Below are 23,737 nucleotides of genomic sequence, written 5' to 3'. Positions count from 1 at the left end.
CGGCATCCCGTTCCACGTGGAGGAACTGCTGGCCGGCATGGTCACCCACGGCACCCTGACCGCGACGGCCGACGGCTGGCGGTCCCGGCGTGCGCCGACGGCCTCGACCGCCCGGACGGCCTCCGTCGTGCCGGTTGCCTTCGCGCCGCCGGTGGATCTCATCGCTCCGACGGCCTCTGTTCCGCCGGGGCTGGCCGGGCAGGTCGCCGCCCGCGCCGCCCGTCTCGGGTCGCCGGCCCGCACGTTGCTCCAGGCGGCGGCGCTGATCGGCCGGAGTTTTCCGGCGCCGCTGGTGGCCGAGGCGGCCGGGATCGCCGGGCACCTCGGTCCCGAACGAGTGGAAGCTCACCGTCGGGATGGACGCCGACATGTCGCAGTCGAGGTGCGAGGCGATCCGGGACCGTGGCGACGTCGAGGCCAGGCTGTATGCGTCCGACAGCGGCCGGACGTACCTGACATCGGTGCCGCTGTCCTGGTTCCACTGCGGTCCGGACGGGCTGGGGATCGAGTTCGTCGGCTGGTACGGGCCGATCCTGCTGGACGAGGACCGCAACGACGAGGACGAGCTGATCGCCACGGTCCGGCTGTTCGACCCCACCCGGAACGGGGGCAGGTGGCTGGAGTTCGACAGCGGCGTGTGGAAAGGCGAGTTCGCGCGGGGCACCGCGGGCGACGGCCGGCGCTGACGGGACGGTGGGCCGGGCGGCACGCGCCCGGCCACCTGCGGTCAGGAGGCGTCCAGGGCGGGGGCGATCACGGTGAACGCCTCGTCGGTGCGCCGGGCCAGATCGTGCTCGCCGTCGCCGGGCTGCCAGCGCTGCAGCACCTGGTCCAGGGCGAGCATCGTCATGCCGGCGGCCAGGCGGGGCCACGGGCTGGCGTCCGGGTCGAGTCCGTGCCGGGTGGCCAGTTCGACGGCCAGGTCGGTGCGGACCCGCACCTGGTACTCCATCCAGCGGGCCTCCAGGGCGGGGGTGTCCAGCACCAGGCGGGCCACCACCCGGGAGCGTTCGGTGTGGTCGGGGTGATCGGTGCAGAGTTCGAGAGGGGCCCAGACGGCGTGTCTCAGCGCTGTCGACGGCTGCTCGTCCAGGGGGCGTTCGCTGAGGACGGCGACGACCATCTCGCTCATGTCGGCGAGCCAGCGGACGACGACGTCCTCCTTGGAGGCGAAGTAGCGGAAGAAGGTCCGCCGGGACACGCCCGCGGCGGCGGCGATGTCATCCACGGTCACGGTGTCGAAGCCCTTGGTGGCGAGCAGCATCAGCGCCGCGTCGCGTAGTTCTCCGGCAACGAGCTGCCGCTTGCGTTCGGCCATGGTGCTCATTCGCCGATGCTACGCCATGCACCTGGCGGCATCATGTGCATGAGTTGACACTCTGTGCCATGCGGTGCGCGGTGGGGGCGCATCAGCTTGAGCGGGCGTTCGTTTTCTCGTCACCGGTGGCAGCAGCGGCATCGGCCTGGCCACGGCACGGGTGCAGGTGGACCGCCACCAGCGCCTCGACGTGCTGGGCTGAGCGGGCAGAATGCGGGCATGACGAAACGGATGAGCGACGACGAGGTGCGTGACTTCCTCACCGCCGGGACCCGGACCGGGAAACTGGCCACCGTGCGCGCGGACGGGTCGCCGCACGTGGTGCCGATCTGGTTCGTGCTCGACGGCGACGACCTGGTGTTCAACACCGGGGCGGACACCGTCAAGGGCAAGGCGATGGCCCGGGACCCTCGGGTGATGATCTGCGTGGACGAGGAGATCGCGCCGTTCGCCTACGTCACCGTCCGGGGCACCGCCACACTCGGCACCGACCTGGACGAGATGCTGGTCTGGGCCACCCGGATCGCCGAACGCTACATGGGCGCCGAGCTGGCCGGGTCGTACGGCAGGCGCAACGCGGTCGAGGGCGAGCTGCTGGTCCGGGTGCGGATGGAGAGGGTTCAGGGTTTCACCGGCATCGCGTCCTGACGTGGTCCCGCTGTCCATCGGACAGCGGGTACGCCACCGCCCGGCCCACCGTCGGGTACCGGTTGAAGGGTGGCAGCAGACGATCAGGTCCTTCCCGAACTGCGGCCGAGCTGGTGGGAGACCGGCGTGCGGGCCCGCGCCGACGCCGGCATGCTCGGCATCTTCACCGAACTCCCCGGCCTGATCGCCAAGGCCGTCCGGGTCGCGTGGCACGCCGACCGGCTGCGCACCACCCTCGTCGCCGTCTCCACGGTCGGCTCGGGGGCGATGGCCGCGTTCGGGCTGATCGCCACCCAGCGGGTCCTCATCGAACTGTTCGCCGGCGGGCCCACCCCCGACCGGGTGCGCGCCGCGATGCCCGCCCTGCTCTGGCTGGCCGCCGCGACAGCGATCCGGGGCATCCTCGGCATGGCCGTCGGCTACGCCGTCAACGGCCTGACACCCCGGGTCCATCTGCACGTGGAACGGGAACTGTTCGAGCACACCACCGCCGTGGAGCTGCGCGCCTTCGACGACGACGGATTCGCCGAGGGGATGGAACGCGCCACCCGCGGCACCGAGGCGGCCATCGAACTCGTGCAGGACACCATGAACCTGTTCGCCGGGGTGGCCGGGCTGCTCGCCGTCACCGTGGCCGTCGTCACCGTGCACCCGCTGCTGCTGATCGCCCTGGTGGTGGCCACCGTGCCGACCGGGTACGCCGCCCTGCGCGCCGGGCACGTCCGGTTCCAGAGCTATCTGGCCAGCTCCACCCGGCGCCGGCGGCAGTGGGTGCTGCAGCGGCTGATGGCCGAGCGGGAATCGGCTGCCGAACTGCGCACCTACGGCCTGCGGACCTTCCTGCTGGGCCTCTACGACCGGGTGATGGGCGCGCAGATCGCCGTCGAGTTGCGGGTCGCGCAGCAGGTCACCACGACCACCAGCGTCGGCGCGGTGGTCGGGGGAGTGGCGCTGACCGGCGTGTACGTGCTGCTCGGCGCCCTGCTGATCGACGGCCGCATCCCCCTCGCCGCGGCCGCCACCTGCGTGATCGCGGTGCAGGCCGCCCAGCGGTCGCTGTCGCTGACCACGTTCCAGATCGACCGGGTGTACGCCAGTGGACAGTTCTTCAACGAGTACGTCCGCTTCCTCACCACCGCCTCCGGCTACCTGCCGCCGTCCACCGCCGGCCGGCCGGAACCCGCCACCCTGGAACGGCTCACCGTCACCGGCGTCAGCCTGCACTACCCGGAACGGGACCGGCCCGCCGTCGACGACGTCACCCTCACCATCCGGGCCGGCGAGACCATCGCCCTGGTCGGCGAGAACGGCTCCGGCAAGTCCACCCTCGCCGCGATCATCGCCGGGCTGCGCGAACCCAGCACCGGCACGATCACCTGGAACGACCGCTCCTACCGTGACTGGGACACCGCCGGGCTGCTCCGGCACATCGCGGTCGCGCTGCAGGAACACAACAAGTGGCCGTTCAGCGCCGCCACCAACATCGCCATGGGCGACGTGGACGCCGACGTCACCCCGGCCCGGATCGAAGCCGCCGCCCTGCTCGCCGCCGCCCACGAGATGATCGCCGAACTGCCGCACGGCTACGACACCCTGCTCGACCGTACCTTCAAGGAGGGCCAGGACCTGTCCGGCGGCCAGTGGCAGCGGATCACCGCCGCCCGCGCGTTCCTGCGCGACGCCCCACTGCTGATCATGGACGAACCGTCGTCGGCCCTGGACCCGCGCGCCGAGGACGCCCTGTTCCGGGCGTTGCGCGGACGGCAGGGCCGGCACACCACCATCCTGATCACCCACCGGCTGGCCAACATCACCCACGCCGACCAGATCTTCGTGATGGACCGCGGCGCCCTCACCGAATCCGGAACCCACCACACCCTGATGGCGGCCGGCGGCCTCTACGCCCAGCTGTTCACCATGCAGGCGGCCGGCTACCGGTAGATTTCGCGGTACGTGGGTCGCATGGCCCCGTCTCGTCCCCGCGAGATCCGCGCGCCACCGGACCGCCCGGCGGCCGCCGGGCGAATGCGGTGGTCACCGTCACGGCAGGTCGGTGAGGAGCTGCTCGACCCGGGTGCGGATGGCGTCGCGGATCGGGCGGACCGCGGTGATGTCACGGCCCGCCGGGTCGTCGAGAGGCCAGTCCTCGTAGCGCTTGCCGGGGAAATACGGGCAGGCGTCGCCGCAGCCCATCGTGACGATGACGTCGCTGGTCTCGGCGGTGGCGTGGTCGAGCAGGCGGGGCTGCTCGGCGGTGATGTCGATGCCGACCTCGGCCATCGCGCGGACGGCGACCGGATTGAGCCCGGCGGCCGGGGCGGAACCGGCCGAGCGCACCTCGACCCGGTCACCGGCCAGGTGGCGCAGCCAGCCGGCGGCCATCTGGGAGCGGCCGGCGTTGTGGACGCAGACGAACAGGACGGTGGTGGTCACGGGGCGCTCCGGTCGGTGGGGTCGAGGAACTGGGAGAGCAGGGCGAGCCGGGCCGGGACGACCCAGTAGTAGACCCAGGTGCCGCGGCGCTGGCAGTCGACCAGGCCGGCCTCGCGCAGCTGCCGCAGGTGGTAGGAGATGGTCGGGCCGGTCAGGTCGAACGCGCCGGTGATGTCGCAGACGCAGATCTCGCCGCCGCCACGGGACGCGATCAGGGACAGCACCCGCAGCCGGACCGGATCGCCGAGGACCTTGAACACGCGGGCCAGCTCGGCCGCGCCGTCCGGGCTGAGGGCCGCGCCGACGGTGGGGGCGCTTTGATTAGACACTTCTCTACATTGACAGCTCACGGGATGTCATCGCAAGCTGATTAGAGAGTCGTCTAGATAACTGGAGGGGTGTCATGTCCCGTGTTCAGCTCGCGCTGCGGGTCGCCGACCTGGAGGCGTCGGTCGCGTTCTACACGAAACTGTTCGGTGCCGAACCGGCCAAGCGCCGCCCCGGATACGCCAACTTCGCCATCACCGAGCCGCCGCTCAAGCTGGTGCTGCTGGCGGGCGAGCCCGGCCGGCCGACCGCGCTGGACCACCTCGGCGTGGAGGTCGAGACCAGCGACCAGGTCGACGCGGCGACCAGCCGGCTGACCGACGCCGGCCTGATCACCCTCACCGAGGGTGACACCGAGTGCTGTTACGCGCTCCAGGACAAGGTGTGGGTGCGAGGGCCGGGGAACGAGCCGTGGGAGGTGTACGTGGTCAAGGGCGACTCGCCCGTCGGCGACAAACCGATGCCGGACGCCGCCGTCGCCACGCCGGGCTGCTGCTGAGCGGGCTCGCCGGGCCGGCATCCCCACCGGCCCGGGCGCCGGCCTGCCCGAGCCGGTACGACGTGCCGGCTCGGGCAGGCCACGCAGGCCTTGCGAGGTGGTCAGGCGGCGGTCCCGAACGGGTTGTCGATCAGATAGCGCCAACGGCCGTCCGCGCCCCGGCGCAGCACGTCGGCGGAGACACCGGACAGGTCGAGTGGGTAACCCTGGCGGGCGGTGCCGCGCATCGACCAGTCGACGATCGACAGGGCGATGTCGTCCGCGACGTACAGGCGCCGGGTCCGCGCGACCATCGGGACGCCGAAACCGAGCAGATGGCCGAACGCCGCCCGCCGCTCGGCCGGGCCGGTCAGTGCGGTGCCGGGCTGCGGGACCAGAACCGCGCCGGGCTCGTAGAAACGGTCCACGACGGCGCTGGACCCGGTGGCGAAGGCCGCGCGGTAGGAGGTCACATGCTCGTCGACGGTCTCTGCTGGATCGAAAGTCTCTGCTGGATCGAAAGGCACGGCTGGATCGAAAGTCATGCCCATCGAGCATAACCCCGGCCACCGCGGCACGGCCGTCACGACACGCAGCGCGGCGAACATCTCCGGACCGGCCAGATCCTCGTGGTGGACCGTGGCGCCCACCCCGAATCCGGGACCACCACACCCTGACAGCGGCCCGGCTACCGGCGAGCCGGCACGTAACCTGCTCTGATGGCCACCGTCTACCTGCTGACCGGGCTGACCGGATCCGGCAAGACCACCTACGCGACCCGTGTGCTGGAGCCGGCCGGGGCGGTTCGCCTCTCCGTGGACGAGCGGGTGTTCGCCCGGCACGGGCGCTACGGCGTGGACTATCCGGAGCACACCTACGGTGAGCGTGCGGCGCCGGTGGTGGCCGAGGTCCGCGCCGAGATGGTCACGCTGCTCACCGCCGGCCGGGACGTGATCGTCGACCACGGCCTGTGGCTGCGGGCCGACCGGGACCATTGGCGGGCACTGGCCGAGGAGGCGGGTGCCGAGGTCCGGCTGCTGTACTTCCCGGTGCCCCGCAATGAGCTGCTGCGCCGCCTGGCCGCCCGCAACCGGGAATCGCATGCCAACGCGCTGACCGTCACCCCGGAGGCCCTCGACGCGTTCCAGCGGCGCTTCGACCCGCCGAGCGGGGAGGGCGAACAGATCATCGCGGCAGACGGGCACCTCGACGTCGGCGACGGCCATCGGGTGCACTGGGAGTCCTGGGGCAACCCGGCGGGGGTGCCGGTGATCCTGCTGCACGGCGGTCCCGGAGCCGGGTACGGCGACTCCCACAAGGCCCTGTTCGACCCCGCCCGGCATCACGTGCTCTTCCACGACCAGCGCGGATGCGGGCGCAGCACCCCGTTCGCGGAGACCGGGCACAACACCACCGGCCACCTGATCGCCGACATCGAGGCGCTCCGGCGGCACCTCGGGTGGGAGAGCGCCCACCTGGCCGGCGGCTCCTGGGGGGCGACCCTGGCCCTGTTGTACGCGATGCGGCATCCGGGGCGGGTCCGCGGCCTGACTCTGTGGAGCGTCTACCTGGCCCGGCGGGCCGACGACGCCTGGGCGATGGGCGGCCCGCCCCGGCACTTCCTGCCCGCCGAATGGGACCGGTTCACCGGCCCGGTGCCGGCGGACCTGCGCGACGACCCGGAAGCCGTGATGGCCCACTACCACCGTGGGCTGCGGGACGAGGACGCGGCGGTGGCGCGCCGGCACGCGGTCGAATGGGCGCTGTGGGAGGCCGCACTGACCTCACTGGACTACGATCCGGTGCGCAACGAGCGGCTGGCCACCGGGGATCCGACCACGGTGCCGATCGCGCGGCTGGAGACGCACTACTTCACCAACGGCTGCTTCATCCCGGAGAACCACATCCTGGACGCCGTCGGGGCTGTCCGGCACATCCCCGCCACACTGGTGCACGGCCGCTTCGACATGTGCACCCCGCCGGCCGGGGCGTACGAACTCCGGCAGGCGTACGGCGAGAACCTGGCCCTGCGATGGGTCAACTCCGGGCATCTGCGCACCGACCCGGAGATGTTCGCCGCGCTCCGTGCCGCCACCGCCGCGTTGCGGTGATCCGGGTCGCGCCCGATGGGCCTGACTGACGCCCGGAGCGGTTCCGCCGAAAGGGCCACACGTTCGGTTCAACGATGGCGATGCTCGATTACCGACAGCAGATGAAAGATCGGATATCGGGTCATCCCGGTGGCTTCCTGATAGATTTTCCGGCCGAGCGACGTGCCGGAGACGAAACCTTTCCATTCGGCCGAGAAAGCACGTCACGACCCATTCTCTCCGAGGCGGCCAATGTGGATGCGGCACAAGTAGCTGACGCCTATTCGCAGCTTTCCGGATTGATAGCCGGTTTCGCCTTCAGCTCGATCGTGGTGCTGATCACCCATCGGATCGGCGCGGTCGGCGGGGCCGGAGTCCCCGACGATCACATGCAGAATGCCCTGCTGCTGCTGTTCTCCTGTTTCATGGGAATGACGACCTCCGCACTGGCGTACTCGATGCTGTCCGGAATGAAGGACTTCGTCCTCGCCTTGGAGGTGGGGCACGTCATCGCGGGCACCGGATTCGGTGTCGCCGGGCTGATGGGGCTGCTCGGGATCCACCAGCTGATATTGCGTGCCGGCCTCCGGATCGAGCGGGAGATCGGGATCGTGTCCGGCAGTCTGGCGCCGCTGTTGACCGCCGCCTATCAGGTGGTCGGCCTTCACCGGGCCGACGGCTCGTCCGGTTTCGTCTTCGGCGGCTCGGTCGTTCTGGTGATCCTCGTGGCGGCCTCGATCGCCCCACACCTGGGGCGTGGTGATGCCGGCCCGGCCGCGAGCGCGCTCCGCAGCTATTCGAAGTTGTCGATCTGTAGTCTGGGTGTCTCCGCCATGCCGTCGGTCGGTGTCTCCGTCCTCGCCGCCACCGGTGGGACCGCGCGCGTTCCGGTCTGGCCCGCCTACGCGGCGGTGACGACGACCTTTCTCATGTGCGCCTGGGTGACGGTGGTCTTCCATCGGCAGGCCGGCCGGGCACGATCCGCCGCCGTACCGGAGTGAGTGGCCGCGACGGCCGTATCCGCCCGGCGGGCGCCGGGCGGTCCGGTGGGGCGCCTGGCTCGCGGGGACTCTCGCGATCTGCCATGCGCTGCGGTTGTGGGAGGTGTGCGGCGTACCGGAAATCAGTCTCTCGGCCAGCCGGACAACCGGGAGCGGAGGGCGGCGATGGCGGCCGGGTCCAGGCCGTAGAGCGCGAAGCGCGCGTCGTCGAGGCGGTCCAGGTAGCGGCCGGCGTCGGCGATGTCCTCCGGGTCCAGGGCCGGGTCGGCGGCGTGCGCCAGGCGCAGCACCTGGTCCAGCGGGTAGCGTTCCAGGGCGGCGGCCACGTCGATGTAGTCGCGGACCTCGCGCCGGTTGACCAGGGCGGCGACCTTCGTGGCGACCAGGTCGTCGAGGTGCATGACCGGGCCGACGTCCATCACCACCGGGGCGCGGTTGCGGTCCAGGCGGCACAGGGTCAGCCGCAGCGCCCGGGACTCGGAGGCCACCAGGAATTCCTGGATGTCGGCGTTCATGCCCTCGAACAGCTCGTCGGCCTCCTCGCGGACCACCCGGTAGCCGGCCGCGGTCAGCGCCGACGTCACCTCGCCGGCCGCCGCGGCCACCCCGCCGGCCGTGTCGGTGAACAGGTCCAGATCCTCGGTGGGCCGTGCGACCAGGCCGTTGACCAGCCAGGCCACCCCGCCGCCGAGGACGAAGCCGTGCTTGTCGGCCACCTTGAGGGCGATCCGGGCGATGTCGCGGTAGAAGTCGTCGACGCTCACGCGGCGGCGGCCCGCACCCGCAGCCGGGGATGCCGGGCCTCCCAGGCGGCCCGGACGCCGCGCGGCAGGTTCAGCTCCGGCCACAGCCGGACCAGGGTGGCGCCGTCCAGATGTCCGCGCAGCTCGTCGACCCGGATCGCCTCGCGGAGCACGTTCTCATACATCCACAGCAGCATGGTGTGCTGGCTCAGGTCGAAGGCCCGCTGCGGCTGCCACCAGAGGCGCAACGGCAGCTCGACGAGCCCGGCGGTGGGGCCGCGCAACTCGCTGAGAGTGCCCGCCACGACCACCGGCCGGTGCGGCCTGGCGAGGTGTGTGACGGGGGCGGTACTCACAGACATGCCATCAGCCTAAACCGACACACCGTACAGAAGGCAAACACCTAGATTCCTAGGATGGTCTAGAGGGTGTGCTGCGGGCGGCCGATTCGTTCAAGACCGGTTCGCCGGAGCCCGGGTAGTTTCCGGGTATGCATCTGAGCGCACACATCGACAGGCCGGTCAAAGACGTCTACGAGTACATCGCCGACCCGGCGAATCTGCCCGCGTGGGCGCCCGGCCTGGGCAGCACGATCGAGAACGTCGACGGCCGCTGGTTTGTGGATTCGGCCGCCCTGGGCCGGGTCGAGGTGGTGTTCGCGCCGCGCAACGACCTCGGGGTGCTCGACCATCATGTGACGGTGGCGTCGGGGGAGACCTTCTACAACCCGGTGCGGGTGATCGCCGACGGCGACGGAAGCGAGATCATCTTCACGGTACGCCGGGCGAACAGCACTGTGGACTTCGACGCCGACGTCCGCGCCGTGCAGGCCGACCTGGACGGGCTGAAACGCATCCTGGAAGCGTGATACAACGCTGGGCATGCGCATCGTCTTCGTGTCCGTGCCGCTGTCCGGGCATCTACTGCCGTTGATCCCGTTCGCGGCCGCCTGCCGGGACGCCGGGCACGACGTGGTCCTGGCCTCCGGTGACTTCCCGGCCGACGTGCTCGGGCTGCGCACCGCCGACATCGGTGCCCGGTTCAGTCTGCGGTCCGGGGCGATGCGGTCCGCCCTGCGGCATCCGCGTCTGGCCCGGGCCGAGATGGCCGGCCGGGCCGGGCACCGGTTCGTCGGGGAGATCTTCGGGCGGGCCGGGCTGGCGCTGGAGGAGCCGCTGCTGGCCCTGGCCGGGACCGAGAAACCCGATCTCATCGTGTACGAGTCCCTCAGCGAGGTCGGTGCGATCGTCGCCGGGCGGCTGGGCGTGCCGTCGGTGCTCCAGGAGAACACCCTGTGGCCGGCCGAGCAGCTGTTCCAGGCGGTGGCCGGCAGTTCGGTGCTGGCCGGCCGGGAGGTGCCGGCGCCGGACCTGACGATCGCGGTGACCCCGCCGAGCCTGCGCGCGGTCCCGGCCGGGCCGGGCGCGGTGCCGATGCGGCCGGAACCGTACTCCGGTGGCGGCCACCTGCCCGACTGGCTGGCCACCCCCGGGGACCGGCCGCGGGTGCTGGTCAGCCGGTCCACCCTGTCCGGGCCGGACACCGGCGACCCCGGCCCGGCGGTGATCGCCGCGGCGGGCGCGGTGGACGCCGAGTTCGTGCTGGTCCGCGGCGAGACCCGGCGCGGGCTGCCGCGGAACGTGCGCCCGGTCGGCCGGATCCCGCTGAACCAGGCGCTGCCGTACGCGGCGGCGTTCGTCCACCACGCCGGGGCGGGCAGTGTGCTCGGCGGGCTGGCCGCCGGTGTCCCGCAGCTGACCACGCCGGGCGCCGGGGACCGCCGGCACAACGCGGAGCTGCTCGCCCGCCGGGGCGCCGGCCTGGCCGTGCCCGCCAAGTCGATCACCGCCGCCGACCTGGACCGGCTGCTCACCGACCCGTCGCTGCTGGCCGCGGCCCGCGAGGTGGCCGCCGAGATCGCCGCGATGCCGTCCCCGGCCGCTGTGGTCCCGGCCCTGGAGAAGCTGGCCGGCCGCTGACCCCTGGTCAGCCGCTCACCGTGGCGGCGGCCAGCAGGGCGGCGAAACTGTCCCGGAACGTGGTGGCCCGGCCGGCCCAGCGGGATCGTTCGTGCGTATCGAAATCGGTCATGGTTGCCTTTCGGGTTGATGGTGCGGGAACCACTGTGGCACCGTGCGGGGATGGACGCGGTAGCGGTATGGCGTGCGGCGGGGGAGTCCCGTGACGCCGCCCGGGCCGTCACCGCCCTGAGCGCGGACGTCACGCTGATCTCGCCGATCACCGAGCGGTTCACGTTCCGGGGCCGGGAGCAGGTCGGCACCCTGCTGGAAGTGGCGCTGGCCGAGATCGACGGCGTCACCTACACCGATCAGGCCGGTGACGGGCCGCTGGTGGCGCTCTTCTACGAGGCCCGGATCGGCGCCGCCCGGATTTTCGAGGCGCAGCGGCTGCGCCTGGACGGCGAGGGTCTGATCACCGAGATCACCCTTTACGTACGTCCCCTGCCGGCCCTGACCCTGCTGATGAACCGGCTCGGCCCCGAGCTGGCCCGGCGTAACGGGCAACCGGGTCTGGCCCGGGTGGTGCCGATCGCCGGTGGTGTTCTGCACGCGATGGCCGAATCCGGCGAGCGCCGGATCATGCCGCGGGTGGCGCCCCGGCCATGACCGGGCCGTGACCGGGTCGCCCTCGGGTGGCGGCCCGGATCACGGTCACGCTGACGGCGAGGGTGTCACCGCCGGGTGTGGTCGCGACACGTCCACACCCGACGGTGTGGCAGGGTGTTCGGGTGATCACGTGTGTCGTGCACTACGTCATCGACCCGGCGCGGATCGATGCCTTCGAGCGGTTCGCCCGCGAGTGGATGCGTCTGGTCGCCTTGCACGGCGGGGTGCACCACGGCTACTTCCTGCCGGCTGAGGGGGCCAGCGACCGGGCCGAGGCGCTGTTCAGTTTCGACAGCCTGGCCGCCTACGAGCGGTACCGGGCGCGGTTCGGGGTGGATCCGGAGTTCGTGGCGGCCGACCGGATCCGCGACGAGTCGGGGTGTGTGCTGCGCTGGGACCGCACGTTCATGCGGCCGCTGCTACCCGGATGATCTCCGTCGGAAGGTCGCGCTCCCGCTGAACGCGCACCCTCCCGGCTCGTGCGCAGGCGTCCGGCACCCCATCCCGGCGGCGTCACACTCACGCCGGTCGGTGGGCGCATGCCGGGGCCGGGACACCGGCGCGAGCACCCACCCCGGGCCGGCCCCGGGCCCACGTCGCCCCGCCGCGCGAGCCTCAGTGCCGCGCAGATCGGACCTCGATCAAGAGTTCCGCTCTGAGGGATGGCTCGACGGCAGGGTCGGACGCGGTCTCCGTGACACCGCTACTGACCGGCCGCGGCCACCGGATGGTCGAAGGAGGCCGGGCAGTAGAAGAGGTTGAGGTCCTCGGCCCGGCCGAGAACCACACCGGCCGGGTCGATGTCGGTGTCCGGGGGATCGTCCCGCGGACGCCAGCTCTGCCCCTCGTTGGCCCACTCGCCGCTGGCGGCGGCCAGCAGGAAGGCCATCTCCGACCCGCACGTCGCGCAGCTGACCTTTCGCGGGCCGGACACCGACCAGTCGGGGAAGCCGCCGAGTTTCCAGCCGGGCGCCAGCGACAGGTCGAAGAAGTAGCTCGGCGACCCGGAATCCCACTCGTCGATGCGTGAGCGCAGATCGTCGGGCAGCAGATCCTGGAACTGGTATTCGACGACCTGTTCCGGGTGCAGCGCGCACGGTCGGGGAAGGTACGCCTCGTTGGCCACCGGCGGCTCCGGGATCGTGTCCAGCGCCTCGGTGACGTCGGCGGACCGCCGCCAGACCACGTGCACGCGCGGCTGGTAGTCGTGTTCGGTGTGGTCCAGCGGGCACCACAGCACCTGCATCAGGTCGTGGTCGTCCGGGCCGATGAAACCGGGCACGTCCCGCCGGTACAGCTGGGCCACCAGGATCATCGGGATCGGCTGGTCCACCGGGGCGAGCGTGGTCAGCATGTCCTTGTCGTCGTCGTGGTCGCCGTCGGTGCAGTACGGCCACGGCTCGCCGGCCGGCCACCGCGGCGGCCCGCCGATCGAGCTGTCGCCGACCCCCGGGGTGCCCGGCCTCGGGTGCAGCCGGGTGGTGGTGGCGCAGTGGTCGCGCAACTCCGGGAACAGCTCGGCGATGTCCACCGGGCGGGGCGGTGTGGTCCGGGTCATCGGCTCACACCTCCCGGATCTGCAGGCCGAGCGCCATCGCCAGGGTGACCGCCTGATCCACGGTGATCACCGCGTCCCTCATCTCGGTGACCCGCGGGTCGAACGCCTGCAGGTCGGTGCCGCGCAGGTCGCAGCCGGTGAAGTCGGCGCCGCCGAGCTGGGCGCCGGACAGGTCCAGGCCGCGCATCGTGCCGTTGCGGCAGCGGGTGCCGGTCAGGTCGGCCTCCCGCATCCGGGCGCCGGTGAAGGTGGCGGTGCCCAGGTCGGCGCGGGTCAGGGTGATGAACGACCAGTCGCCGCCGTCCACGCCTGTCAGGTCGAAGGTGCAGCGCTCGAACGTACTGCCCACGGCCTTGCAGTTCGTGAAGGACGCGTCGAAGAAGTTGCTGTTGACGAAACGGCAGTTCAGGTACGCCACGTCGGTCTGCTGGGAGCAGTTGAACCGGGCGTCGTGGAAGACGCACTCGGAGAACTCGACACCCTCCAGATCGATCTCGCACAGGTCCAGCCCGGAGAACCGCCGGCCCTGATGGCGGCTCCCCTTGGCGAATTCGGTCACGAGCGGCGCCGGGGGGAGCGGGCCAGATAGGCGTGCGGGTACGGCGGGGGCTGGTCGCCGGCCTCGGTCAGCCGGTCCATGTGCTTGCCGTCCAGGGCCCAGCCGACCGCGCCGAGGGTGTCGTCGAGCTGGGCCACACTGCGGGCGCCGACGATCGGGGCGGTCACCCCGGGCCGCTGCGCCACCCAGCGCAACGCCACCTGGGCCGGGGTCCGGCCCACTGACGAGGCGACGTCGATGAGGGTGTCGGTGACCCGCCACACCCGCTCGTCGACGCTGTTCTCCCAGTTGCCCAGCCACGGCTGCTGGTCGCCGTCCCAGCGCGCGCCGGTCGGGGCCGACGTCATGCCGCGCCGATATTTTCCGGTCAGCCAGCCGCCGCGCATCGGCGACCACGGGATGATCCCGACCCCCTCGTTTCGGCACACCGGCACGTGCTCGTGCTCGATCTCCCGGTCGATCAGGTTGTACAGCGGCTGGGACGCCACGAACGGCTCCCAGCCGCGGAAGCGGGCCACGTCCACCGACTTCTGCAGCTGCCAGGCCGCGTAGTTGGAGACCCCCAGATGCCGGACCTTGCCGGTACGCACCAGCTGGTCGAGCGTGGACAGGGTCTCCTCGACGGGTGTGGTCTCGTCGAAACAGTGCAGCTGGTACAGGTCGAGGTAGTCGGTGCCGAGCCGGCGCAGGCTGTCGTGCACGGCCGCGATCAGGTGCTTGCGGCCGGCGCCGTGGTCGTTGCGGGCGTCGCCGGTGCCCCAGAAGCCCTTGGTGGCCACCACCAGGGAATCCCGCCGCTGCCGGGCCAGCCACCGCCCGATGATCTCCTCGGACGCTCCTCCCGAATACACGTCGGCGGTGTCGATGAAGTCGCCGCCCGCCTCGACGAACCTGTCGAGGATCGCGTGCGACTCCGTCTCGTCCGCTTCCTTGCCGAACGTCATCGTCCCGAGGCACAGCTCACTGACACGAAGTCCACTGCCCCCGACATTCCGGTACTCCATGGGGTGAATCCTTTCAGGACACGCGTACATTGGCCACCGTGACACGGATCGGCTTCTGGGCGGAACCGGGCGACGACGGCGGGCCGGACGTGTGCGCGTTCGTGTCGGACGCCGAACCGGACCGGGAGGCCATCGCGTACCTGCGGTCCGGCACCCCGTTCGCCTGGCGGGGCACCCCGTGGGCCTGTGTCCTGTGCGGCCGCCCGCTCGGTGCGGCGGTGCTGACCGACGGGGTGTACGAGTGGCCGGAAGGCCTGGCCCACTACCTGGAGGAGCACCGGGTACGCCTGCCACTCCGGTTGCGCGGCACGGCCGCTCCCGTCGACGCGGAGACGTACCGTCCGGAGGTATCGGACGACGACACGTGGTGGACGGCGCAGGTCCGCGACCGCCCTCACCTGCCCGGCTGCCCGCGCAGCCCGGTCCGCCGCCCCTGGAACCTGCCCCGCACCGCCGACATCTGGATCGACAGGGTGCGCCCGGGGGACGTGACGACCATGGCCCGGCTGCGGCGGCTGTTCGGCGCCGACTGGCCGTTCAGCGAGTTGCACGCCCGGATCGCCGCCCAGCCGTTCCCGGTCCGCGCCGGCGGCGATCCGGCCGCCCTGAACAGCGAGCCGCACCTGCGCGACCACCTGTTCTACGCCACCCCGGACGGCCTGCTCCCGGTCGCCGTCGACCCCTTCTCCCTCGATTGAGATCGCCGTCAGCCGGACGAGATCATCGGACGTCGGACATCGTTCTCCGGCGCCGGGTCTCCAGGAGGGCGATCACCGCGAACGCCGCGAGCGCCGCTGCGGTCGCGGCGGCGTAGCACCACGGTGCGGGCAGGTAGTTGGCCGCCACCATCACGCTCGGGCCCTTGTCGGTGAAGACGCGGAAGATGATCGCGATCGGGCCCTCCCAGACGCCCGCGGCGAGCGTGAGAAGCATTGCCAGCCGGTACCAGCCGTCGTCCACAGTTCACTCCCTGTCGTGATACGAACGTATCAACGACACCATCGGGAATTGCCGTCAGCAAGCCCTGAACTGCCGAAACGTCACACTTAATGCGCGGCTAGATTGAGTGGGTGCGTGACGAAACGAGGTGCCCGGTGTGCCGCGGGCCGGTGCGGCCGCCCGCGCGTGGCCGCCGGCCGGTCTACTGCTCCCGCGCCTGCCAGGCCCGGGCATACCGGGCGCGCAAGAATCCACCGCTCCCGGAGGCCACCGAGCCGGAACTGACCGGTCACCGTCGCCGGATCGTCGAGGCGGTCTGGCGGATCGCCGCCGAGCGTGGACTACAGAGGGCCACCATCCGCGAGATCGCCGCCGAGGCGGACGTGACCCCACGGGTGGTGCAGTACCACTTCACCGGCAAGCACCATCTGCTGATCACCGCGCTGCGCACGCTGCACCGGGACAACGGGCACCACAGCCGGGAACGGATCGCGGCACTACGCGGCGCGTCCGACCCCCGGGTGCTGCTCCGCGCCACTCTCGAGGAACTCCTCCCACTCGACGAACAGCGCCGCACCAGCCTGCGGGTGATGACCGCCTACTACGCGTGGAGCCTCACCGATCCCTCGCTCGCGGCGGTCTTCCTGCACCAGGAGCACCCCTTGGAGGACCTGGTCACCGCCCTGATCGCGGCGGCCGGCGCCCGGCCCTCGATCGATCCGGCCCAGGAGGCGAACCTGCTCGTCGGCGGCATCAGCGGACTCGGCCTGGACCTGCTGCACCGGCGCCGCACCCGGGCGGACGTGCGGCGCACCCTGGACCACCACCTGAACCGCATCCTGGCGGAACCGGGTTCCAGCGCCACGAGTTCAATCGAACCGGGTGACGAGCCGCACGCCCTCGTCTCCGAGGCGTTGCGCGAGGGTGCGCATGACGGCGAAGACGTCGTCCGGAAGCCCGCGGTTCGCGGCGACAGGCCGCCATCCGGGCCAGTTTCGTACGCCGAACAGGCAGCCGAGGCCGCGCGGGTCAGATCGCGGACTTCGATGGACCCGTAGACGTCAGTTGAGGAGGCTGCCCTGTTCGGAGCGCAGGACGTGGAGCAGGGGGCGTGGCGCCGTGCCGGTGAGGTCCCGGACCGTGGTCGTGGTGCGGTTCTCGGCGCCGGCGGCGATCGCGGTGTCGAGGGCGGCCAGCAGGCCGGCGAACTCCGGTGGGGTGCCGTGCCGCCGCAGGTGGGCGGCCAGTTCGGTCTCGGTGACACGGCGGTGGCTGACGCGGCGGCCGGTGACGGTGGTGAGCGCCGCGGCGACGTCGTCGAAGCGGAGCGCTTCCGGGCCGGTCAGCACCAGATCGTGGGGTGGTGTTTCCGGGGTGGTCAGGACGTGGCCGGCGACGGCGGCGATGTCGGCGGGGTCGATGAACGGGATCCGGCCGTCGCCGGTGGCGCTGACCAGTTCGCCGTCGCGGCGGGCGGTCCGGGCGTGCAGGTGGCCGCCGGTGAAGTTGGTGGCGAACCAGGAGGGGCGCAGCACGGTCCACTCCGGGATGTACTCGCCGGCGAGCGGGCCGAGAGTGCCGAGGCCGGGTGTGCCGACCGGGATGGCGGACGAGCCGAGCAGCGCGATCCGGGTGACGCCGGCGTCCCGGGCCGCCGCCAGGAACGGGGTGACGATGGGGGCCGGGTCGGCGACGCCGAGCGGGGCGATCAGGTAGACCGAGCGGATGTCGCGGACCGCCCCGGCGAAGGTGGCCGGATCGTTCCAGTCGAATCGCACGTCGCCGCCGGTGCGCCCGGCCCGCCGGATCGGCACGCCGGACTCGGTGAGCAGGCGGGCGAGGCGGCTGCCGGTGGTGCCGCTCGCGCCGGTGATCAGGACGGGTGCCGGGTTCTGGGGCATGGTGTCTCCTCGTAAGATACGGACCAGCGGTCCGCATCAACCTTAGCGGACTGCCGGTCCGTTTTAGCGGGGGGAGTGGTGGTGCGCGCTGACAAGGCACGGAACCGGGAGGCGGTGCTGGCGGCCGCCGGGCGGCTGTTCGACACGGCGGCCGAGCCGGACGAGGTGTCGATGGACGCGGTCGCGGCCGAGGCGGGCGTCGGCAAGGGCACGATCTTCCGCGGCTTCGGTGACCGGCGCGCCCTGCTCACCGCGCTCTACCAGCAGCGCCTCACCGCCGAGTTCGGCAGCCGGCCACCGGCGCCCGGGGCCACCGGCGCGGCGGGCGCTGCCGAGCTGCTGCTGCGGACGTGGCGGTTCAAGGAACGCCACCGGGTGCTGGCACTCGCCCTGGAACGGGAGGGCTCCGGCAGCCCGTACCAGAACGAGGCCTACGACCGGCTGCACACCGGGCTCACCGCGCTGATCACGCGGGCCCGCGGGCCGGAGAACGCGGACTTCCTGGCACACGCCCTGCTGGCCGCCGTCCGCAGCGATCTGGTGGAGCACCTGCGCGAGCGGCCGGACACCGATCCGGAGGCCGGCCTGCGAGCACTGGTCAGCGCGATCCTCGGCTGATCACCACGGCGGGCCGGTCAGCGGCTCAGGCGGGTGCGGACCACCAGGTCGTGCAGGGCGGAGACGGCCGCCGGGTCGGCGTACCCCGGCAGTTTCGTCTCGTCTCTCGCGTCCTCCAGCTCGGCGCGCAGGGCGGGGACGTCGGCTGCCAGCCACGCCGCCGCCTGGGCCGGAAGGGGACCGTGCTCGGCCTCGCGTTTGGCGGCCAGCAGGTCGGGGACGTAGGGCAGACGGCCGCCGAGGACGCGCAGGTCGCATTCCAGCGTGCCGGTGCGCATCAGGTGGATGCCGGTGAGCAGGACACGCAGCGTGTACAGGGCCGGTTTGAGCTGGCCGGTGCCGTGGTAAAGGCGTTCCTGGGTGCGGGCGAACCCCAGGTAGTGGTGGGCGTGGTTGCTGGTGATCAGGCCGGGGGCCAGGGATGTCAGCTCGCGGTGCACGTCGGTGGTCACCACCACCAGCGGGGACAGCAGCTGTTCCAGGACGTACCCGTTGCGGCTGTTCAGCAGTTTCGCGAACTTCAGCAGGTCGTGGCTGACGATGTCGAGTTCGACGCCGTCGCGGACGCCGGACTGTTCCAGGGTGTCGGGGCCGGTGCGCAGGCCGACCACCTCGGCCGGCGGCAGCACATGGGCGGCCCGCAGGTCCAGGTCGGAGTCGCGGGAGGCGAAACCGTACAGGTGGGCGCCGCTCACCGTGGCGAAGAGCAGGGGATACGGCAGGGCGGTGGCGGCGTCGGCGGCCCACTCCGGCACTACGGTGGTCACTTCAGGTTCCTTTCCCGTACGGCCACCAGCATCGCGTCCACCGCGGCCCGATCCGGGTGCTCGGGCAGCACGGTGGTGGCCGCCGCCGCGGCGAGGTCGTCCTGCAGACGGCCGGCCCACTCCGTCACCTCCGGCCAGGGGACCTCGCCGCGGCGTACCGCAAGCAATTGATCTCGAAGATTCGACACGTCGACCAGGACCTCCGCGGTGCGCAGCACGTGGGCACCGGCCATCAGCAGGCGGATCATGTGCATGGCCTGCTTGTGGTTGACCTCGCCGGTCCGCTCGCGCCGGGACGCCACCTTGGCGAGCTGGTCACGGGCGTACGACCCGTAGGTGTCCGCGACCCGCCGGGACAGGAACGCCCGCCTGGTGGCCCGCAGCAGCTCCCCGTCGGCGGTGACCGTCTCGACGAGATCGGACCACAGCACCTCCAGCACGGTCGGGTTCGCCTGCGCCGCCAGCACGCAGAACCGCTCGATCTCCCAGGAGAACTGCTCCTCGGCCGGCCCGTCCAAGTGGGTCGGCGGCTTGTCCAGGGACCAGAACGAGCGGGTCGGCGCCACGAAGACACCCCGCCGGTCGTGGTCGGACCCGGGCCCGTGGAGTCCATAGGCGCGGGAGCCGACCACGACCGCCAGGGCGGTGTGCCGTTCGACGAGGTCGGTCATGACCCGGGAGGGTACGGCTACCTCGCCAGCACCGTCGCGTCGATTTCGTCCAGCTCACTCTGGTCGAGCTTGAGGTTCTTCAGCGCGGCCACGTTGTTCTCCAGCTGCCCGACGCTGGACGCGCCGATGATCAGGCTGGTCATCCGCTCGTCGCGCAGCGCCCAGGCCAGCGCCAGCTGGGCCAGGGACTGGCCGCGCCGCTTGGCGACGTCGTTGAGCGTGTGCAGCCGGTTCAGCGTCTTCTGGTCCAGGGCGCTCTCGTTGAGGAACACGCTGGTCCGGATCCGCGAATCCGCCGGGATGCCACCGAGGTAGCGGTCGGTGAGCAGGCCCTGCTGGAGCGGGCTGAACGCGATGCAGCCGGCGCCGGCGGTCTCCAGGGTGTCGAGCAGGTTGTCGTGCTCGATCCACCGGTTCAGCATCGAGTAGGACGGCTGGTGGATCAGCAGCGGCGTGCCCAGCTCCCGCAGGATCCGGGCGGCCTCGGCGGCCTGCTCGCTCTTGTAGTTGCTGATGCCCACGTAGAGGGCCTTGCCGGAGCGGACGATCGCGTCCAGCGCCGACATCGTCTCCTCGAGCGGGGTCTCCGGGTCGGGCCGGTGGTGGTAGAACACGTCGACGTAGTCGAGGTCCATCCGCTTGAGCGACTGGTCCAGCGACGACACCAGGTACTTGCGGGAACCCCAGTCGCCGTACGGGCCGTCCCACATCGTGTAACCGGCCTTCGTCGAGATGATCATCTCGTCGCGGTGGTGCTGGAAGTCCGCCTTCAGGATCCGGCCGAAGTTGGTCTCGGCGCTGCCGGGCGGCGGCCCGTAATTGTTGGCCAGGTCGAAGTGGGTTACCCCGAGATCGAACGCGCGGCGCACGATGTCGGCCTGACGGTCGCCGGGCCGGGCGTCACCGAAGTTGTGCCAGAGGCCCAGGCTGATGGCGGGGAGCTTGAGACCGCTGCGACCAGCACGCCGGTAGATCATTTCGGCGTAGCGGTCGGCGGCAGGGAAGTACGTCACAGGCACACCCTAGGACTCCCGATCATGTCGGTGCGCGCTGGTACGTTGTGATTGCCGACAACACCCGTGCGGGAGAGACCCTGTCGACAGGGCGCCGAAGGGGCAATTCCTCCCCGGAACCTCTCAGGCAAAGGAACCGTACCGGGCAGGCGCTCTGAAGTGCCCGCATTCGGGGTATGACAGAGGGGGAGGTCTGTTTGCCGACCTTCTCACGCTTGGAGTCGCCCATGACGTCCCCGTTCGTCGCACGCCACATCGGCCCGGACAACGACGAGCAGACCCAGATGCTCAAGACCATCGGGTACGGGTCGGTCGGTCAGCTGATGGATGCCGCCATCCCGGCCAGCATCCGCTTCGACGGTGTCCTCGACCTGCCGGCCGGCGCCTCCGAGGAGGAGACGATCGCCGAGCTGCGCGCGATCGCCGGCCGCAACGTGCTCGCCACCCCGATGATCGGTCTCGGCTACTACAACACCATCACCCCCGCGGTGATCAAGCGCAACGTCCTGGAGAACCCCGCGTGGTACACGGCGTACACGCCGTACCAGCCGGAGATCAGCCAGGGCCGCCTGGAGGCGCTGCTCAACTTCCAGACCATGGTCACCGACCTGACCGGGCTCACCACCGCCAACGCCTCGATGCTCGACGAGGCCACCGCGGTCGCCGAGGCGATGACCCTCGCGCGGCGCGCGTCCAAGAGCAAGAGCAGCGTGTACGCGGTGGACGCCGACACCTTCCCGCAGACGCTGTCGGTGCTGCGCACCCGTGCCGAACCGCTCGGCATCGACGTCCAGTTGGTGGATCTCGACGGCGGCGATCTTCCCGAAGACTACTTCGGCCTGCACGTGCAGTACCCGGGCGCTTCGGGCACCGTCCGGGACCACACGGCCCTTGTCGAGGCCGCCCACGCCAAGGGCGCCCTGGTCACCGCCGCCGCCGACCTGCTGGCCCTGCTCCTGCTGCGGGCGCCCGGCGAGATCGGCGTGGACATCGCGGCCGGCACCACCCAGCGTTTCGGGGTGCCGCTCGGCTTCGGCGGCCCGCACGCCGGTTACCTCGCGGTCCGTGCCGGCCTGGAGCGGTCGCTGCCCGGCCGGCTGGTCGGGGTGTCCAAGGACGCCGACGGCGACCGGGCCTACCGTCTCGCCCTCCAGACCCGCGAGCAGCACATCCGCCGGGAGAAGGCGACCAGCAACATCTGCACCGCCCAGGTGCTGCTCGCCGTGATGGCCAGCATGTACGCGGTGTACCACGGCCCGGCCGGCCTGCGGGAGATCGCGCTGCGCACCCACCGCAAGGCCCGGGTGATCGCGGCCGGGCTGACCGCCGCGCGGCTGGAGGTGGTCACCCCGGCCTTCTTCGACACGGTGACGGTCCGGGTGCCGGGCCGGGCGGCCACGATCGCCGCCACCGCCGCGTCGGCCGGGATCGACCTGCGTGTCGTCGACGCCGACCACATCTCGGTGTCGACCGACGAGACCACCACCGACGCGCATGTCGCGGCGGTGCTGGAGGCCTTCGGCGCGCCGGTGAAGGACGCCGGCCCGCGGGTCATCCCCGAGGACCTGGCCCGGACCAGCGACTACCTGACGCACCCGGTGTTCAACACCCACCACTCCGAGACGAGCATGCTGCGCTACCTGCGCAAGCTCTCCGACCGGGACTACGCGCTGGACCGCGGCATGATCCCGCTGGGTTCGTGCACGATGAAGCTGAACGCCACCACCGAGATGGAGGCGGTCACCTGGCCGGAGTTCGCCAACATCCACCCCTTCGCTCCGTCGTCGCAGACCCGGGGGTACGAGGATCTGGTCGCCCAGCTGGAGGGCTGGCTCGCCGAGATCACCGGGTACGACGCGGTCAGCGTGCAGCCGAACGCCGGCTCGCAGGGTGAGCTGGCCGGTCTGCTCGCCATCCGCGGCTACCACCGGTCGCGTGGCGACGAGCACCGCGACGTCTGCCTGATCCCGTCGTCGGCGCACGGCACCAACGCCGCCAGCGCGGTGATGGCCGGCATGCGGGTCGTCGTGGTCGCCTGTGACGCCGACGGCAACATCGACCTGGCCGACCTGGACGCCAAGATCGACAAGCACCGGGACGCGCTGTCCGCGATCATGGTGACCTACCCGTCGACCCATGGGGTGTACGAGACCTCGATCGCCGACCTGTGCGCCAAGGTGCACGAGGCCGGCGGCCAGGTGTATGTGGACGGCGCCAACCTGAACGCCCTGGTCGGCTACGCGCGGCCGGGCAAGTTCGGGGCGGACGTGTCACACCTCAACCTGCACAAGACGTTCTGCATCCCGCACGGTGGCGGCGGCCCCGGCGTCGGCCCGGTCGCGGTCCGGCAGCACCTCGCCGAGTTCCTGCCCGGTGACCCTCTGCAACAGGGCGACCATCACGCGGTGTCAGCGGCGGCGCACGGGTCGGCCGGCATCCTGCCGATCTCGTGGGCGTACATCCGGATGATGGGCCCGGACGGTCTCGCGGCGGCCACCGCGTCGGCGGTGCTGGCGGCCAACTACGTGGCGGCGCGGCTGCGGGAGCACTACCCGGTGCTGTACGCGGGTGAGGGCGGCCTGGTCGCCCACGAGTGCATCCTCGACCTGCGGCCGATCACCAAGGCCACCGGTGTGAGCGTCGACGACGTCGCCAAGCGGCTCATCGACTACGGCTTCCACGCGCCGACCATGTCGTTCCCGGTCGCCGGCACCCTGATGGTGGAGCCGACCGAGAGCGAGGACCTCGCCGAGCTGGACCGGTTCATCGCCGCGATGATCGCCATCAAGGGCGAGATCGACAAGGTCGCGGCGGGGCAGTGGCCCCGGGACGACAACCCGCTCGCGAACGCGCCACACACCGCGTCGGCCGTGACGGCGGATGAATGGAATCACGCGTATTCACGCTCCGTGGCCGGATTCCCGGAGGGCGTGGACCGTACGGCCAAGTACTGGCCGCCGGTGCGGCGGATCGACGGGGCGTACGGCGACCGGAATCTGGTGTGTTCCTGCCCGTCGCCGGAGGCGTTCGAGGACTGAGCCC

28 protein-coding genes and 1 riboswitch are annotated in these 23,737 nt (G+C 71.4%); of the genes, 14 read left to right on the top strand and 14 right to left on the bottom strand.

Features of this window, described 5'->3' with window-relative positions; translation table 11 throughout:
• Positions 1-368 precede the first annotated feature (368 nt).
• Positions 369-686 (top strand): hypothetical protein, encoded by a 318-nt coding sequence (locus ACQ0O7_RS13915; RefSeq protein ID WP_430782451.1) that lies wholly within the window; start codon positions 369-371, stop codon positions 684-686.
• A gap of 41 nt (positions 687-727) precedes the next feature.
• Here ACQ0O7_RS13915 and ACQ0O7_RS13910 read toward each other — a convergent pair whose 3' ends face one another.
• Positions 728-1,327 (bottom strand): TetR family transcriptional regulator, encoded by a 600-nt coding sequence (locus ACQ0O7_RS13910; RefSeq protein WP_430782450.1) that lies wholly within the window; start codon positions 1,325-1,327, stop codon positions 728-730.
• A 210-nt stretch (positions 1,328-1,537) separates the two neighbouring features.
• On the opposite strand from ACQ0O7_RS13910, the gene ACQ0O7_RS13905 reads away from it, so the two are divergent.
• Positions 1,538-1,966 carry a PPOX class F420-dependent oxidoreductase gene (locus tag ACQ0O7_RS13905; RefSeq protein WP_430782449.1) on the top strand — a complete coding sequence of 143 codons (429 nt, stop codon included), beginning with the start codon at positions 1,538-1,540 and terminating at the stop codon, positions 1,964-1,966.
• Between the two features lie 150 nt (positions 1,967-2,116).
• Positions 2,117-3,907: an ABC transporter ATP-binding protein gene (locus ACQ0O7_RS13900; RefSeq protein ID WP_430782531.1), complete on the top strand. Its 1,791-nt coding sequence runs from the start codon at positions 2,117-2,119 to the stop codon at positions 3,905-3,907.
• Between the two features lie 99 nt (positions 3,908-4,006).
• Here ACQ0O7_RS13900 and ACQ0O7_RS13895 read toward each other — a convergent pair whose 3' ends face one another.
• Complete coding sequence (locus ACQ0O7_RS13895; RefSeq protein ID WP_430782448.1) at positions 4,007-4,399, bottom strand: arsenate reductase ArsC; 393 nt, start codon at positions 4,397-4,399, stop codon at positions 4,007-4,009.
• Positions 4,396-4,728 (bottom strand): ArsR/SmtB family transcription factor, encoded by a 333-nt coding sequence (locus ACQ0O7_RS13890; protein WP_430782447.1) that lies wholly within the window; start codon positions 4,726-4,728, stop codon positions 4,396-4,398. The genes ACQ0O7_RS13895 and ACQ0O7_RS13890 overlap by 4 nt, the downstream gene beginning before the upstream one ends.
• Before the next feature lie 74 nt (positions 4,729-4,802).
• Here ACQ0O7_RS13890 and ACQ0O7_RS13885 point away from each other — a divergent pair, with 74 nt between their 5' ends.
• Complete coding sequence (locus tag ACQ0O7_RS13885; protein ID WP_430782446.1) at positions 4,803-5,225, top strand: ArsI/CadI family heavy metal resistance metalloenzyme; 423 nt, start codon at positions 4,803-4,805, stop codon at positions 5,223-5,225.
• Positions 5,226-5,326: 101 nt separating this feature from the next.
• Here the strand turns inward: ACQ0O7_RS13885 and ACQ0O7_RS13880 are convergent, their stop codons facing one another.
• A complete protein-coding gene (locus tag ACQ0O7_RS13880; RefSeq protein ID WP_430782445.1) occupies positions 5,327-5,749 on the bottom strand; it encodes a YybH family protein in 423 nt (140 codons plus the stop codon).
• 174 nt (positions 5,750-5,923) lie between these two features.
• Between ACQ0O7_RS13880 and pip the strand changes: the two genes are divergently transcribed.
• Both pip and ACQ0O7_RS13870 read left to right on the top strand, forming a co-directional pair.
• Entirely contained in the window at positions 5,924-7,315 is a 1,392-nt protein-coding gene (gene pip, locus ACQ0O7_RS13875) for a prolyl aminopeptidase (protein WP_430782444.1), read from the top strand.
• 74 nt (positions 7,316-7,389) lie between these two features.
• Positions 7,390-8,295: a hypothetical protein gene (locus ACQ0O7_RS13870; protein WP_430782443.1), complete on the top strand. Its 906-nt coding sequence runs from the start codon at positions 7,390-7,392 to the stop codon at positions 8,293-8,295.
• A 122-nt stretch (positions 8,296-8,417) separates the two neighbouring features.
• On the opposite strand, the gene ACQ0O7_RS13865 is transcribed toward ACQ0O7_RS13870, so the two are convergent.
• Complete coding sequence (locus tag ACQ0O7_RS13865; RefSeq protein ID WP_430782442.1) at positions 8,418-9,059, bottom strand: nucleotidyl transferase AbiEii/AbiGii toxin family protein; 642 nt, start codon at positions 9,057-9,059, stop codon at positions 8,418-8,420.
• On the bottom strand, positions 9,056-9,400 hold the full coding sequence (locus tag ACQ0O7_RS13860) for a hypothetical protein (protein ID WP_430782441.1): 345 nt from the start codon (positions 9,398-9,400) through the stop codon (positions 9,056-9,058). The genes ACQ0O7_RS13865 and ACQ0O7_RS13860 overlap by 4 nt, the downstream gene beginning before the upstream one ends.
• 128 nt (positions 9,401-9,528) lie before the next feature.
• On the opposite strand from ACQ0O7_RS13860, the gene ACQ0O7_RS13855 reads away from it, so the two are divergent.
• The 4 genes from ACQ0O7_RS13855 (at position 9,529) to ACQ0O7_RS13840 (ending at position 12,096) form a co-directional block, all read left to right on the top strand.
• Entirely contained in the window at positions 9,529-9,906 is a 378-nt protein-coding gene (locus tag ACQ0O7_RS13855) for an SRPBCC family protein (RefSeq protein ID WP_430782440.1), read from the top strand.
• A gap of 13 nt (positions 9,907-9,919) precedes the next feature.
• A complete protein-coding gene (locus ACQ0O7_RS13850; RefSeq protein ID WP_430782439.1) occupies positions 9,920-11,017 on the top strand; it encodes a nucleotide disphospho-sugar-binding domain-containing protein in 1,098 nt (365 codons plus the stop codon).
• 162 nt (positions 11,018-11,179) lie between these two features.
• Entirely contained in the window at positions 11,180-11,665 is a 486-nt protein-coding gene (locus ACQ0O7_RS13845) for a hypothetical protein (protein WP_430782438.1), read from the top strand.
• Between the two features lie 122 nt (positions 11,666-11,787).
• Positions 11,788-12,096 carry an NIPSNAP family protein gene (locus ACQ0O7_RS13840; protein WP_430782437.1) on the top strand — a complete coding sequence of 103 codons (309 nt, stop codon included), beginning with the start codon at positions 11,788-11,790 and terminating at the stop codon, positions 12,094-12,096.
• Between the two features lie 272 nt (positions 12,097-12,368).
• Here ACQ0O7_RS13840 and ACQ0O7_RS13835 read toward each other — a convergent pair whose 3' ends face one another.
• Genes ACQ0O7_RS13835 through ACQ0O7_RS13825 form a run of 3 tightly spaced genes read right to left on the bottom strand, consistent with a single transcriptional unit; the run spans position 12,369 to position 14,786 of the window.
• On the bottom strand, positions 12,369-13,223 hold the full coding sequence (locus ACQ0O7_RS13835) for a hypothetical protein (protein WP_430782436.1): 855 nt from the start codon (positions 13,221-13,223) through the stop codon (positions 12,369-12,371).
• A 4-nt stretch (positions 13,224-13,227) separates the two neighbouring features.
• Positions 13,228-13,782 (bottom strand): pentapeptide repeat-containing protein, encoded by a 555-nt coding sequence (locus ACQ0O7_RS13830; protein WP_430782435.1) that lies wholly within the window; start codon positions 13,780-13,782, stop codon positions 13,228-13,230.
• The gene (locus ACQ0O7_RS13825) at positions 13,779-14,786 is read right to left on the bottom strand and encodes an aldo/keto reductase (RefSeq protein ID WP_430782434.1); all 1,008 of its coding nucleotides are present in this window, start codon (positions 14,784-14,786) and stop codon (positions 13,779-13,781) included. Before ACQ0O7_RS13825 ends, ACQ0O7_RS13830 begins: the two co-directional genes overlap by 4 nt.
• Positions 14,787-14,824: 38 nt before the next feature.
• Here ACQ0O7_RS13825 and ACQ0O7_RS13820 point away from each other — a divergent pair, with 38 nt between their 5' ends.
• Positions 14,825-15,484, top strand: coding sequence for a hypothetical protein (locus tag ACQ0O7_RS13820; RefSeq protein ID WP_430782433.1), 660 nt, complete (start codon positions 14,825-14,827; stop codon positions 15,482-15,484).
• 22 nt (positions 15,485-15,506) lie between these two features.
• Here ACQ0O7_RS13820 and ACQ0O7_RS13815 read toward each other — a convergent pair whose 3' ends face one another.
• The gene (locus ACQ0O7_RS13815; RefSeq protein ID WP_430782432.1) at positions 15,507-15,746 is read right to left on the bottom strand and encodes a hypothetical protein; all 240 of its coding nucleotides are present in this window, start codon (positions 15,744-15,746) and stop codon (positions 15,507-15,509) included.
• Between the two features lie 110 nt (positions 15,747-15,856).
• Here ACQ0O7_RS13815 and ACQ0O7_RS13810 point away from each other — a divergent pair, with 110 nt between their 5' ends.
• Positions 15,857-16,783: a TetR/AcrR family transcriptional regulator gene (locus tag ACQ0O7_RS13810; protein ID WP_430782431.1), complete on the top strand. Its 927-nt coding sequence runs from the start codon at positions 15,857-15,859 to the stop codon at positions 16,781-16,783.
• 3 nt (positions 16,784-16,786) lie between these two features.
• Here the strand turns inward: ACQ0O7_RS13810 and ACQ0O7_RS13805 are convergent, their stop codons facing one another.
• Positions 16,787-17,626, bottom strand: coding sequence for an ergot alkaloid biosynthesis protein (locus ACQ0O7_RS13805; RefSeq protein ID WP_430782430.1), 840 nt, complete (start codon positions 17,624-17,626; stop codon positions 16,787-16,789).
• Between the two features lie 81 nt (positions 17,627-17,707).
• On the opposite strand from ACQ0O7_RS13805, the gene ACQ0O7_RS13800 reads away from it, so the two are divergent.
• Positions 17,708-18,244, top strand: a complete 537-nt coding sequence (locus ACQ0O7_RS13800; protein ID WP_430782429.1) for a TetR/AcrR family transcriptional regulator — start codon at positions 17,708-17,710, stop codon at positions 18,242-18,244.
• Between the two features lie 17 nt (positions 18,245-18,261).
• Here ACQ0O7_RS13800 and ACQ0O7_RS13795 read toward each other — a convergent pair whose 3' ends face one another.
• The 3 genes from ACQ0O7_RS13795 to mgrA are packed head-to-tail and all read right to left on the bottom strand — an operon-like array spanning position 18,262 to position 20,701.
• Positions 18,262-19,011: a nucleotidyltransferase domain-containing protein gene (locus ACQ0O7_RS13795; protein WP_430782428.1), complete on the bottom strand. Its 750-nt coding sequence runs from the start codon at positions 19,009-19,011 to the stop codon at positions 18,262-18,264.
• Positions 19,008-19,682, bottom strand: coding sequence for a nucleotidyltransferase domain-containing protein (locus ACQ0O7_RS13790; RefSeq protein ID WP_430782427.1), 675 nt, complete (start codon positions 19,680-19,682; stop codon positions 19,008-19,010). The genes ACQ0O7_RS13795 and ACQ0O7_RS13790 overlap by 4 nt, the downstream gene beginning before the upstream one ends.
• 17 nt (positions 19,683-19,699) lie before the next feature.
• Entirely contained in the window at positions 19,700-20,701 is a 1,002-nt protein-coding gene (gene mgrA / locus ACQ0O7_RS13785; protein WP_430782426.1) for an L-glyceraldehyde 3-phosphate reductase, read from the bottom strand.
• Positions 20,702-20,754: 53 nt separating this feature from the next.
• Positions 20,755-20,844, top strand: a riboswitch (glycine riboswitch).
• A gap of 78 nt (positions 20,845-20,922) precedes the next feature.
• Between mgrA and gcvP the strand changes: the two genes are divergently transcribed.
• On the top strand, positions 20,923-23,733 hold the full coding sequence (gcvP, locus tag ACQ0O7_RS13780; RefSeq protein WP_430782425.1) for an aminomethyl-transferring glycine dehydrogenase: 2,811 nt from the start codon (positions 20,923-20,925) through the stop codon (positions 23,731-23,733).
• Positions 23,734-23,737 lie beyond the last annotated feature (4 nt).

Source organism: Actinoplanes sp. G11-F43, from assembly GCF_050589265.1.
Taxonomy (GTDB): Bacteria; Actinomycetota; Actinomycetes; order Mycobacteriales; family Micromonosporaceae; genus Actinoplanes.
Note: the sequence above shows the minus strand (reverse complement) of the source record. Positions and strands in the feature narration are given on the sequence as shown.

Excerpts from the sequence above, each read along its gene's own strand:
- ACQ0O7_RS13915 (WP_430782451.1), top strand. The coding sequence starts at position 369 with ATGTCGCAGTCGAGGTGCGAGGCGATCCGGGACCGTGGCGACGTCGAG.
- ACQ0O7_RS13910 (WP_430782450.1), bottom strand. The coding sequence starts at position 1,327 with ATGAGCACCATGGCCGAACGCAAGCGGCAGCTCGTTGCCGGAGAACTA.
- ACQ0O7_RS13905 (WP_430782449.1), top strand. The coding sequence starts at position 1,538 with ATGACGAAACGGATGAGCGACGACGAGGTGCGTGACTTCCTCACCGCC.
- ACQ0O7_RS13900 (WP_430782531.1), top strand. The coding sequence starts at position 2,117 with ATGCTCGGCATCTTCACCGAACTCCCCGGCCTGATCGCCAAGGCCGTC.
- ACQ0O7_RS13885 (WP_430782446.1), top strand. The coding sequence starts at position 4,803 with ATGTCCCGTGTTCAGCTCGCGCTGCGGGTCGCCGACCTGGAGGCGTCG.
- ACQ0O7_RS13880 (WP_430782445.1), bottom strand. The coding sequence starts at position 5,749 with ATGACTTTCGATCCAGCCGTGCCTTTCGATCCAGCAGAGACTTTCGAT.
- pip (WP_430782444.1), top strand. The coding sequence starts at position 5,924 with ATGGCCACCGTCTACCTGCTGACCGGGCTGACCGGATCCGGCAAGACC.
- ACQ0O7_RS13870 (WP_430782443.1), top strand. The coding sequence starts at position 7,390 with ATGGCGATGCTCGATTACCGACAGCAGATGAAAGATCGGATATCGGGT.
- ACQ0O7_RS13860 (WP_430782441.1), bottom strand. The coding sequence starts at position 9,400 with ATGTCTGTGAGTACCGCCCCCGTCACACACCTCGCCAGGCCGCACCGG.
- ACQ0O7_RS13855 (WP_430782440.1), top strand. The coding sequence starts at position 9,529 with ATGCATCTGAGCGCACACATCGACAGGCCGGTCAAAGACGTCTACGAG.
- ACQ0O7_RS13850 (WP_430782439.1), top strand. The coding sequence starts at position 9,920 with ATGCGCATCGTCTTCGTGTCCGTGCCGCTGTCCGGGCATCTACTGCCG.
- ACQ0O7_RS13845 (WP_430782438.1), top strand. The coding sequence starts at position 11,180 with ATGGACGCGGTAGCGGTATGGCGTGCGGCGGGGGAGTCCCGTGACGCC.
- ACQ0O7_RS13835 (WP_430782436.1), bottom strand. The coding sequence starts at position 13,223 with ATGACCCGGACCACACCGCCCCGCCCGGTGGACATCGCCGAGCTGTTC.
- ACQ0O7_RS13825 (WP_430782434.1), bottom strand. The coding sequence starts at position 14,786 with ATGGAGTACCGGAATGTCGGGGGCAGTGGACTTCGTGTCAGTGAGCTG.
- ACQ0O7_RS13805 (WP_430782430.1), bottom strand. The coding sequence starts at position 17,626 with ATGCCCCAGAACCCGGCACCCGTCCTGATCACCGGCGCGAGCGGCACC.
- ACQ0O7_RS13790 (WP_430782427.1), bottom strand. The coding sequence starts at position 19,682 with ATGACCGACCTCGTCGAACGGCACACCGCCCTGGCGGTCGTGGTCGGC.
- gcvP (WP_430782425.1), top strand. The coding sequence starts at position 20,923 with ATGACGTCCCCGTTCGTCGCACGCCACATCGGCCCGGACAACGACGAG.